8 protein-coding genes are annotated in these 10,667 nt (G+C 39.5%); 2 read left to right on the top strand and 6 right to left on the bottom strand.

The window, feature by feature from the left end; genetic code table 11:
* Positions 1-86 precede the first annotated feature (86 nt).
* The 4 genes from BVH02_RS20890 to BVH02_RS20875 form a co-directional block, all read right to left on the bottom strand.
* Positions 87-878 carry an NYN domain-containing protein gene (locus tag BVH02_RS20890; protein WP_086503415.1) on the bottom strand — a complete coding sequence of 264 codons (792 nt, stop codon included), beginning with the start codon at positions 876-878 and terminating at the stop codon, positions 87-89.
* A 260-nt stretch (positions 879-1,138) separates the two neighbouring features.
* On the bottom strand, positions 1,139-2,470 hold the full coding sequence (locus BVH02_RS20885; protein WP_086503414.1) for a polysaccharide deacetylase family protein: 1,332 nt from the start codon (positions 2,468-2,470) through the stop codon (positions 1,139-1,141).
* Positions 2,471-2,585: 115 nt separating this feature from the next.
* Positions 2,586-3,626: a nucleoside hydrolase gene (locus BVH02_RS20880; protein ID WP_223271940.1), complete on the bottom strand. Its 1,041-nt coding sequence runs from the start codon at positions 3,624-3,626 to the stop codon at positions 2,586-2,588.
* Between the two features lie 402 nt (positions 3,627-4,028).
* Positions 4,029-5,111 (bottom strand): BF3164 family lipoprotein, encoded by a 1,083-nt coding sequence (locus BVH02_RS20875; RefSeq protein WP_086503413.1) that lies wholly within the window; start codon positions 5,109-5,111, stop codon positions 4,029-4,031.
* 334 nt (positions 5,112-5,445) lie between these two features.
* On the opposite strand from BVH02_RS20875, the gene BVH02_RS20870 reads away from it, so the two are divergent.
* Entirely contained in the window at positions 5,446-5,685 is a 240-nt protein-coding gene (locus BVH02_RS20870) for a hypothetical protein (RefSeq protein WP_143244274.1), read from the top strand.
* A 300-nt stretch (positions 5,686-5,985) separates the two neighbouring features.
* Here the strand turns inward: BVH02_RS20870 and BVH02_RS20865 are convergent, their stop codons facing one another.
* The gene (locus BVH02_RS20865; protein ID WP_086503411.1) at positions 5,986-6,669 is read right to left on the bottom strand and encodes a hypothetical protein; all 684 of its coding nucleotides are present in this window, start codon (positions 6,667-6,669) and stop codon (positions 5,986-5,988) included.
* A gap of 241 nt (positions 6,670-6,910) precedes the next feature.
* On the bottom strand, positions 6,911-7,798 hold the full coding sequence (locus BVH02_RS20860) for a dienelactone hydrolase family protein (RefSeq protein ID WP_086503410.1): 888 nt from the start codon (positions 7,796-7,798) through the stop codon (positions 6,911-6,913).
* A 628-nt stretch (positions 7,799-8,426) separates the two neighbouring features.
* On the opposite strand from BVH02_RS20860, the gene BVH02_RS20855 reads away from it, so the two are divergent.
* Complete coding sequence (locus tag BVH02_RS20855) at positions 8,427-10,601, top strand: B12-binding domain-containing radical SAM protein (RefSeq protein ID WP_086503409.1); 2,175 nt, start codon at positions 8,427-8,429, stop codon at positions 10,599-10,601.
* Positions 10,602-10,667: the final 66 nt, after the last annotated feature.

Genomic DNA, 10,667 nt, shown 5'->3' with positions numbered 1-10,667 from the left:
TTGTAGAATTAAAGCAACACAGGAGATGGTTAACACTAGCAAGAAGGATACACCCGGCACCCAGCATCGGTCACCCGTCATCGAGGCTACTTCAACTTCACCAAAGGATAATTCAATCCATTCACTTCATTCTTCATCACCTGATATTTTTTCAAACTCTTGAAAAGTTCTGTCAGGTTTCTGAAGCCATAAGATCTAGGGTCAAAACTTGGATCAATCTTTCGAAGTGATGCTCCGATTTTGGCAATGTGAATTGCTTCTTCCTCATCTGAAGAGATTTCAAAAGCCTTGTCAATTACGCCTAAATCAAGTTCTTGATTTTCTTTAGCAGGAATTTCCTTCTTGATTTCCTCCTCTGCGACCACATTCTTTCGAGTGCTACTTGCAGGGCTTTTTGTAGTTTTCTTTACTTCTGACTTGTTATTGTCTTCCTTGGCTTGTGGAGAAAGGTTCTCCGCATATGTGAAAATCTCGCAGGACTGCACAAAAGCTTTTGGGGTAATTCTACGTCCGATTCCCATTACAAATAATCCTTCTTCGCGGATTCTTTTTGCCAAACCTGTGTAATCCGAATCGGAGGAAACGATACAAAAACCGTCTACGCTTCCACTATGCAAAATGTCCATCGCATCGATGATCATGGAGCTGTCAGTGGAGTTTTTACCGGTGGTGTAGGAAAATTTTTGGATAGGGCTGAAGGAATGTAGGTTGATCATTTCCTTCCAGCTGTTCATATGAGGAGTAGTCCAATCTCCGTAGATTCTGCGGATAGTGGCTTTGCCATATTTGGAAACTTCCTCCAGAATTTCTTTAAGTAGTCTTGCCTGAGCATTGTCGCCATCAATTAATACGGCTATGTTGAATTTGTTTTGTTGCATAAATAAGAATGTAGTGGTTGAAGGTTAAAGTTAGCAATTAGTAAGCCGAGTTGGGTGTTCATCGCAGAGTACACGGAGTTTTTCGCAGAGAGCACAGAAATGTAAGTTGTTTTATAATTTAAAAATTATCGGTGTCGATGACGGCTTTGTCCCAACGTGACAATTCGTCTGTAGGTATTTGAAGATAGGTTGGGGGGGACGTTGCATCGGAACGCATGGAGATTATATTCTCCACCAATCATCCAGAGATCACGCTCAATCTAATTCCCTTTGACCAGCTGAAATCCAGATTTGGCTGAAGAAATTGAATACTGCACATATTTACCGCTAGCATCTGACTTAAGATCAAGCGGGGTTCTCCTTCCACTTTGTTGCAAACTAACGCTGGCCCAGCCCTCGGGTAAGTATGTTTTAAGAGTTAGAGTAATGTCATATACGCTAGCATCCAAGTCTGAGCTTAATGTGATGTTAATTTCATTTCCCTCAAGTTCGGCATGGATTGTAGTCCCTTTTCTTTCACGCAGGTACTTGGTCACATCGCCAAAAGTGGCCACCCAAACAACATCCTCATTCTCTTTGACATCCCCAAAGTATTGTTTTAGCTCCTCTGTCTTCAGCGGTTCCCATCCGTAATTCTCTACGCCATGAATGACCAGCACCAGCCAGATGTTGTCATGTGCATTCACCGTGTCAGTCCAAGCTTTCATCTGATCAATACCCGTATTGCTGAGTGCGCCTCTTTGCCATTGGACATATTCCTTGTCAGTCGTTCCAGGTTGCTTTTTGCTACCTCGATTGATTTCATCCAGCCAATCCTCAGGCATACGGTTGCGAAGTGCAGGATAGACTTTGTATGCGTATTCCATCACTCGTTCATTCTCTGTTCCATAAGGACCTTCAGCAGAAAATGTAGCATCCTCTCCCATGAACTTTGCCAAGTCAGCTTTGCTTTGCTCCAATTCATAGCGCATGTTTGCTTCGTCAAGCACGGCAAGCTTCGGATGTGTAACTGTGTGTGAGGAGATTTCATGCCCTTGCGCCTCGTATGATTTATATTGTTCCCATGAAGTGGTATCCACCGAGTTGTTATGAAAAACCACGGCATTTGTATTCTTCATGCGGCCATTTCGTATTTTTTCATATCCTTCATCTAGGAGTTGATAGGCTCCAGCTACTTTTCCAGCTTCAAAAAGTGACCCTACTTTCGCATGATAATCCTCAGCTTCGGTAGTTCCTGTGAAAGCAATTAAGGATGCTCTTTCGAAGAAATTACTAGAATCAGTTTTGATGGTGGCGGTTTCAGCAATGATCGTTTTCGGATCCCTGCCTATGAACTTTCCTTTTCCAGATCCTTCTACTTTTCCTGTGATGATGAAAAAGGTAGCCGGAAGGCTTAGGCTATCCATTATAGGCTTTGCGATGGTGAACTGGTTAATGATCCCATCATCATAGGTGATGGAAATCGCGCCATTCTTACCATCAGGCCACTTGGTGATTTCAGTTTCCTGTGACCAATCTGTGGGTGGATTGGTGCAGTAGAATAGTAGAGATGAAATAAGTAAGAAACTTCCTAGGACGAGTATAGATTTCATTTTTGAAGATATGATTTATTAGGCCAACATCATCGACATAGTATCAATCGACTAAATGGTAAACACACACCGATTAATTTGACTATAAACTACAGAAAATGCTAGGAAGAATGACTTAGTTTTCCCCTTGATCCAGCAACTCCAGTTTCGCATAGAAATCTTCAAATAAGAGCCTGTTGTCAATCGTCTGATAGACACGGATATTGCGACCCTGAAGATTTACCTCATATACGCCGGCGTCATTGATAGTAGGTGCTTGCTTAAGGGTATAAAAGCTGGATGATGGGTCTGCCTCAAAAGAGGATTGTAAGGCCGTCAACAGTACTAAGGGATTATCCCCATAAATGTAAACTTCGCCAACAGGCACATTCCATTTACTCAACTTACCGAAAGCATTTTTCATGACCTCATATAAATGATCCCCTAAAGCACCCTTTCCCTTAACACGGGTCAATAGTTCGGCATCAGACATGATAGGTTGACGATACGCATCTCTTGGCACTTGCCATAGCTTTAGATCTGACTGATTAAAGACTACCTGTGCCGCCTTAATATCAATACCTAGATTGTATTCCAATGTGGTATAGCCTGGGGGAGGTGTAGCTAAGTCATTATATTCCGGCCCCCCGATCCAAATCAAAGTCAGCTTGTCGGCAATTTTAGGTTCTAGCAAATATGCACTGGCAACATTAGTGAGACTTCCGCCACAAACCACATACAGGGGCAAATCAGTATCGGTTCGCATCGCCTCAGTAATAATGGCCTGTACACCATCACTATCCAAAGGCGTTTCGGCATCAGTCATACTTTGGTTTTCATAAGAATAGACTGGTATGGATTCTTCCAACTTAAGTAGTTTAAGGACTTTCATGGCTTGCTCCTTAGCATACTCCGAGGTTCCAGGCCCGCCAAATCCCTGCTCATATAGATGGGATGCTACTATCCCTTTTATCTCTACGGAGGGTGACATTAAGTGGTGCGCCAACTGAAAAAGTCCGTCTGGATCACCACCAAAATCATTGTCGATGATCACTCGCATGCGGGGTTTGACCAGAGAGCTCAATTCTGATAATTCCTGAATATGTTGCGAATAACTCTGATTGACCACGGCCAATGCCATTAAAAATGATCCTAAAAGATGCTTGTAATTTTTCATGTGAATCTATTCTTTAATCCTATTTACGAACATAATTTTAAAGTGCTAATAGTGAGAAAGAAACAAATTTAAAAATGCCGGATTGGCAGGAACAAATTTTTACTGTTTTACAAACCCGTGGAGAAGTAGCGTTAAAGTGATTAATGCCAACCCTGAAGCGACATTTCCGATGAGCAAAGCGATTTCGGTAGGGTTGAATTAAAGGGTTGGTCTACGCTCATTTGGGGAATCACCACTGCATATATATATGAGGTAATGATCACAACGAACTTGATATCTTACATCTACATTCATACATCAATAAAAAGCAACTTACTCCTAACTGAAGAACGAACTTTGTAAATCTTACAATTGAAGCTCTTTAAAAATAACCAAGGCCGAGTATAAAGAAAAAAACGAGTATTAATCTATTTTTAATTTATATTGATAGATTTCAGGTAACGCGTTAAGGGAATTTTCTTCTCTATTAAAATGAAGACCATATATTTTATCATTTTTAGAATCTAAAGCAATAAGGTTCAATAGTAATTCTAATTCATATATCTCAATTATGTTACCATCCCAATCAAACTTATATACTTTAGAATAAAATTCCTTATTTGGTTTTGACATTTTGACTTCATGTTCAATACCTTGAAACAATGCAAAAATGTAATTGTCAGTAGTTTTCAGATCAACAAAATTGTAGACCAATGAAGGAGGTATTAGCGAATGGGATTTTTCTGAAAAATCTGGTATGTTTAAATCACCAATAGTTATACTTTTTAATATTTCAGTATTTTGGTCGTATAAATGAATCTGATTGAAAAAGTACATTGCTTGAACAATTTTGTTGTTCTTTTCATTATATATTAATACACTATTATAAATAAAAGCCTTGTTTTTGTTAGCTATATTCTTTTCTGGTATTTCAGGGTGAAAATCTATCCAGGAAATCTCCTTGTTAGAAGGGTCAAATAGGTAGAAATTCCCTTTCCCATCGATAGGGTTTTTACCTATCATTTTTCCGTTTTTCAAAATATTAATATCAAAACTCCCGAGTACTTTCGGGTCTATCAAACGAGATTCAGTAAAAGAATATTCTAGTCCATCAGTTGTTTTCAAATTGATGTTTTTCAACAACTTTTTGTTAGGATCGAATATCCAAAAATCATCTGATATGTTACCGGAAAAAGAACTTTTAACAAATTTTGGTAAGCTAAAGTTTTCTGGACCCTCTCCGATAATACCGAAACTTCCAATTTTTCTAAAGCCATTAGTTGAATATACTTGGAAAATTTCCTCTTGACTTCTGTCTATTAGAATCAGATTACCTCCATATACCGCTAAATCTGCAAAATCGTTATCCTCATCAATTTGATCAATCTTTTCTGCTTTAATTTTTGAAGGTTTTATTTTTTCGTAAGATGCTGTTTTATTCTCATTACAAGCCACTAATATTAATACGGAAATTATTAAAATGAATTTAATTAGTTCTATTTTCATAATACTTTTGATAACTTTAAATTATTACTACAGCTAAGAAATTACAAATTTCTTAGCTGTAGTAATAATTTGCTGTTGGATTCCAAAGATTGATGTAATTTATAGTAATTAATTCATTTTTTTTTAACTAGATTCAAAAGTTTGTATAAAAGCGTATTCAATATTAAGCTATTTTTTGTTGTAAGCTGTACGTCAAAAAACAAAGGATTTGACAATTGGACCCAGTCAATCTCATCTAGTTACATTAATTATTTTAATGATTGAACCTATCTTGTTGATTTAATAAACTTGTTGAATTAATAAGTATGCTAGCTAAGTGAATAAATTGTTATTAGTGAGTGCTTTAGGAGGTGCAATATGTCTTGTTTCTAATGATTTTAATTTAATAGCAAAAATACGTGATGTTCCAAGTCAATACTACAATCCGCAAAGAGTTTGGTTTGATAAAGATATAGTATGGATTGGAGACACAGGAAATAAAAAAATTAGTTCAAATAGCATTAAAGGGAGTTATCCTTCTGAAGGTGGAGATTTAGGCTCCGAGGAGAAATGTCTAGGTAGGGAAGGTAGATGAGTATGTTCTGAGCCGAACTGGTGATCTGTGGCCGTGGGTTATTTCTATGTTTGAATATTCAAAAGTTCGACCACCTTCGGGGTCGTTGTCTTATTGTTAGTTATCCTTTAAACCATGGGTTTCACCCATGGCTATTGAGAAGTTCGATCCTTTCAGGATCATTTTTATGAAAGTCATTTACATTATTATCCGATGACCACGAAGTGGTCAAACCTTTCAATAACCGCGGGTGAAACCCGTGGATTAAGGGTCGTAAAAGCAATAAATGCCAACCCTGAAGGGGTTGAACTTTTAAACATATCAAATTTCGATAGTTTGCTTCTTTTTATCATTATATGTTATTGTAATCTGATTGTTTTTTTCAATTGATGATATATCTTTTATTGTTCCTATATATATTTTAATAATTTTATTTTTTTCATTGGGTACAAAAACCCTAAATTCATTTTGAGGCTTAAATATTTCATGCTTTTTAAAAACGCCTAATTGACCAGAATATTCATGATGGTAATATTCAATCGGCTTATATTTAATATTATCATATCCATTGTTTTTTAACCCTTTAATAATTCTGTTAACAAATTCTTTTGGGTTGTGTATTACAATGAGGGATTCGCCAAATGACTTGGTGTCTATTTTAATATTTTCGCTTTTCCCTGTTATATGTTTTGTGAAAATCCCGCTGAAACAATAAATATTCCCTTTTTCTTTGGAGTCAAATTTTATAACAGTGTCTTTACAATCAACCGTCGTACCAAATTTTTCAATGTCTTCTCCATCTTCACAAAATGTTATTTCAGTATCTCCCAAAAAGATTCTTTTTTTTATCCCATCATCTGGGTCAGACCTCTCTTTATTATCATCATATTTTCTGATATTCTCAACTGTGTTTATATATACTTCTCCTTTTTCATAAAGTGATTTTATGTGTTCAGAATCACCTCGTCTATACAAAAGGTATAAAGTGTTATCCGTATTTTTCATTGAGAAATATTTAATTATAACATTATTTTTAATAATCTTTTCAAAATACCTCTACTTTTCTTTTTCTCCAAATTATAGCTTCTGTAGTGACGAAAACTGTCTAAATAATTTCTCTAGACTCTTACCAAGTTCTGGTCTGTGAGGACACAGACCGGGGTGATGGTACTAATGATTTTTTTCTAGATCAAACAAAAAAAAGGAGCACCTCTCAGCACTCCGATTCAGTATCTAAAAAGGTTCCTTACCCCAACTTCTCCTTAAAAAACCCAATCGTTCTGTCCCAAGCTAAGGTTGCAGCAGCTTCATCGTATCTAGGTGTGGTGTTGTTATGAAAACCATGATTTGCTCCTGGATAGAAGAATGCTTGATTTTCAACATTGTTCGCGTCTAGTGCTTTTTCATAATCCGGCCAACCGGCATTTACTCGCTCATCAAGTTCTCCAAATTGAAGCATAAGAGGTGATTTGATTTTCACGGTTTCTTCCGCTGTCGGCTGACCTCCATAGAAGGGAACGGAAGCATTCAAGGTAGGAATGCGTACGGCCATCATATTCGAGATCCATCCTCCAAAGCAGAATCCTACTACGCCTACTTTTCCATTGCAATCTGGATGTGCTTTTAAATACTCATAAGCAGCAATGAAATCTTCCAGCATTTCGTCTCTATTTCTTTTGCTCTGCATTTCACGTCCTTCGTCGTCATTGCCTGGATATCCTCCAAGGGGTGTGAGTGCATCCGGCGCCATGGAGATAAAACCAGCTACAGCAGTTCTTCTGCCCACATCTTCGATATATGGATTCAGTCCACGGTTCTCATGAACTACTACCACTCCTGGTACTTTTCCAGAAGTTCCTGTTGGAGTAGAAAGCAAGCCTTTGATTTTTCCTCCTCCTTTCGGAGAATCATACATGATGTAATCCGAAGCAAGGCGAGGGTCATCGGACTTGATCGTGCGTGTGTCTAGGTAATTTGGCATCATAGCACTCATCAATGCAGCGACGGTTATTCCTCCAACGGCGTACACAGACAGCTTTTCTATAAATTGTCTGCGCTCCAGCTTATTGTGTGCGTAAGCATCGTAGAGGTCAAATACACCTTGGTCGATATCTTCTTTTTTTAATTCGTTCATGGTTTTGGATTTATGGCTAGTTGTGTCTTTTGGTTATCCCTAATGATGCCAGTAGCGTATTCTCATTGTTTAGAAAGACCGATGACCGATGACGGGTGACCGAAGTGGCCTCAATACTTCATTTCTAACAAATCTAATATTGCTTTCGCCTCTTTACTAGATAAAAAGCTGGCAGACATATGTTGTAATTTAGCAAATTGAAATAAGCAATAATATGCGTTCGTGTAATTTTTGATTGACAGTGAAGGAGTTGAATTAAGTAGAGTTTAATTTTTAGATAATTACATACATATAGTTTTGAGAGCTAAATACCTCCCGAAATCCTTCGGAACAAGCTCTAACCCTTAAGAAAAGGGGAGGTGCTCAAGTTTCCAGAAGTTATTTTGAGAATTAAAAGAGCCTGGTGTTTATAAATATGGATTTAATGCTTCATATAAATCTCACTTTTCAAGTGATAAAAGCTTTATAGGGCATCGTAAATACTAGCTTTGAGGTCACACCGGTCACCGGTCTTCTGTCTTCCGTCCAGCCACGCAAAGCGACCATAGATTCTGGCATCCTTGAGGTTAATCACTCAATACTTAACAATTCTTCCGAAATTGCAGTCGCAAATTACCCACCTATCGTTTTGGCTTCAAAAATACTCTTCATTACCCCGCCTTTTACTCAGCTTAATACGCCTTATCCTGCAACGGCCTATCTGAAAGGATACCTCAATCAGATTGGTGTTGCATCCAATCAGGTTGATTTGGGAATTGAAGTGATTTTGCAGCTTTTTTCTAAGGCAGGCTTGAAGAAAATATTCCAGGAGATAGAAGCAAATGATCCGGAGCTATCTGATAACGTGGCTAGAATCGTCCGTCTGAAGGCCAATTACCTGCAGACTATAGATCCTGTGATTGCTTTTCTGCAGGATAGAAATCCTACGTTGGCTTACCGGATTGCTGAGGGAGATTACCTGCCTGAGGCAAGTCGCTTTGAGCAGTTGGATGATCTGGAATGGGCATTTGGTACGCTTGGGATTCGTGATAAGGCCCGGTATTTTGCCACGCTGTACCTGGAAGATATCGGCGATCTGATCTCAGAGCAGATTGATCCGCACTTTGGATTTAGCCGCTATGCAGAGAGATTAGGCATGTCAGCCAATTCTTTTGATGAAATGCATGATGCGCTGGATCAGGATTTTGGTCTGATCGACACCTTACTTTGTGACTTAATGGAGCAAAAGATTCAGCAGTACCAACCAACATCTGTAGCTTTTTCAGTTCCTTTTCCTGGCAATCTCTATGGCGCATTCAAATGCGGTCAATACCTCAAAAAACACCATCCTGAATTGGTTCTTTGGATGGGTGGAGGATATCCAAACACGGAGTTACGCTCGCTGAAGGAACCTAGAGTTTTTGATTATATAGATTTTATCGTGCTGGATGATGGGGAAGCGCCGATTCGGTTGTTGCTCGAACATCTGGATGGGAAGATACCCGTTGCCGAGTTGAAGCGAACCTTTACCAGAATTGACGGTCAAGTGACGTATTGCAATAATAATGCTGCCAAGGATGTTGCCCAGAGGGAAGTGGGGACGCCGGATTACTCTGATTTGATGATTCGGGATTACCTCTCGGTGATCGAAGTGGCAAATCCCATGCACAGACTTTGGTCGGATGGGCGTTGGAATAAGATGACGCTGGCGCATGGCTGCTACTGGGGTAAATGTACTTTTTGTGATGTGTCGCTGGATTACATCGGTAGATACGAGCCGATCACGGCTTCCATCTTATGCGATCGCATCGAGGAGATTATCGCTCAGACGGGGGAGAATGGTTTTCACTTTGTAGATGAAGCTGCGCCACCTGCTTTGATGCGGGATCTGGCAATAGAGATTCTTCGCAGGGAGCTTTCTGTGGTTTGGTGGACGAATATCCGTTTCGAAAGTAATTTCACTGCTGATCTTTGTCGACTTTTCAGGGCTTCTGGATGTATAGCCGTTTCAGGAGGTTTGGAAGTTGCTTCAGATCGCTTGCTGCAGATGATCAAGAAAGGTGTGACAGTTTCCCAAGTTGCGCAGGTGACTAATCATTTTACCCAAGCGGGAATCATGGTTCATGCTTATCTGATGTATGGTTTTCCTACTCAGACAGCTCAGGAAACGATTGATTCCCTGGAAATGGTGAGGCAATTGATAGAAGCTGGGGAAATTCAGTCTGGTTTTTGGCATCGCTTCGCTATGACTGCACATAGTCCGGTAGGGCTGGACCCCAAGTCCTTTGGAGCAATCAATCTCATGCCTACTGCAGGCACTTTTGCAAATAATGACCTGCCACATGAGGATCCTACTGGAGCTGATCATGAGATTTTCGGTGAGGGCTTACGCAAATCACTTTTCAATTACATGCATGGAGTCTGCTTTGATGTGCCGCTTCAGGAGTGGTTTGAGGCCAAAGTGCCCAAAACTTCTATTTCCAAGAATTACATAGCAAACGAGATAAACAACGAGCCGTCTCCTGAATACAAAGATCGTAATAGGGTTTTATGGATAGGCGCTCAACCTGAGCTGCAGATTTTCGAGGAAGATGAGCTTTCGGAGTTGATTTTTTCTGGGAAAAAGGAAGATTTCGCCATGGAGCTTCCGCTTGACCTGGGGCAGTGGGTTTCTGAATTGCTCAACACAATTGGGTATGAGCAAAAGCTAAATACGCTAAAACCTATTCGTGAAAGTTACGAGTCGCAGTTTGGTGACTTTGAAGAAATGCTAGACTCAGAGGTCTGGGAAATCCTGAGAGAGCATGGATTGCTGGTGTTTTGATCTAAGGGCAGAAAGATGGAAGCAGGAAGACCGAAGACGGAAGACGGAAGACGGAAGTTTGCCTCA

This window comes from Algoriphagus ratkowskyi, assembly GCF_002150505.1.
Classification (GTDB): domain Bacteria; phylum Bacteroidota; class Bacteroidia; order Cytophagales; family Cyclobacteriaceae; genus Algoriphagus; species Algoriphagus ratkowskyi.
The sequence above is the reverse complement of the archived record's forward strand: the minus strand, read 5'-3'. Positions and strand labels throughout refer to the sequence as shown.

Coding starts and splice junctions, on each gene's coding strand:
- BVH02_RS20875 (WP_086503413.1), bottom strand. CDS start 5,111: ATGAAAATAGAACTAATTAAATTCATTTTAATAATTTCCGTATTAATA.
- BVH02_RS20865 (WP_086503411.1), bottom strand. CDS start 6,669: ATGAAAAATACGGATAACACTTTATACCTTTTGTATAGACGAGGTGAT.
- BVH02_RS20860 (WP_086503410.1), bottom strand. CDS start 7,798: ATGAACGAATTAAAAAAAGAAGATATCGACCAAGGTGTATTTGACCTC.
- BVH02_RS20885 (WP_086503414.1), bottom strand. CDS start 2,470: ATGAAATCTATACTCGTCCTAGGAAGTTTCTTACTTATTTCATCTCTA.
- BVH02_RS20880 (WP_223271940.1), bottom strand. CDS start 3,626: ATGAAAAATTACAAGCATCTTTTAGGATCATTTTTAATGGCATTGGCC.
- BVH02_RS20890 (WP_086503415.1), bottom strand. CDS start 878: ATGCAACAAAACAAATTCAACATAGCCGTATTAATTGATGGCGACAAT.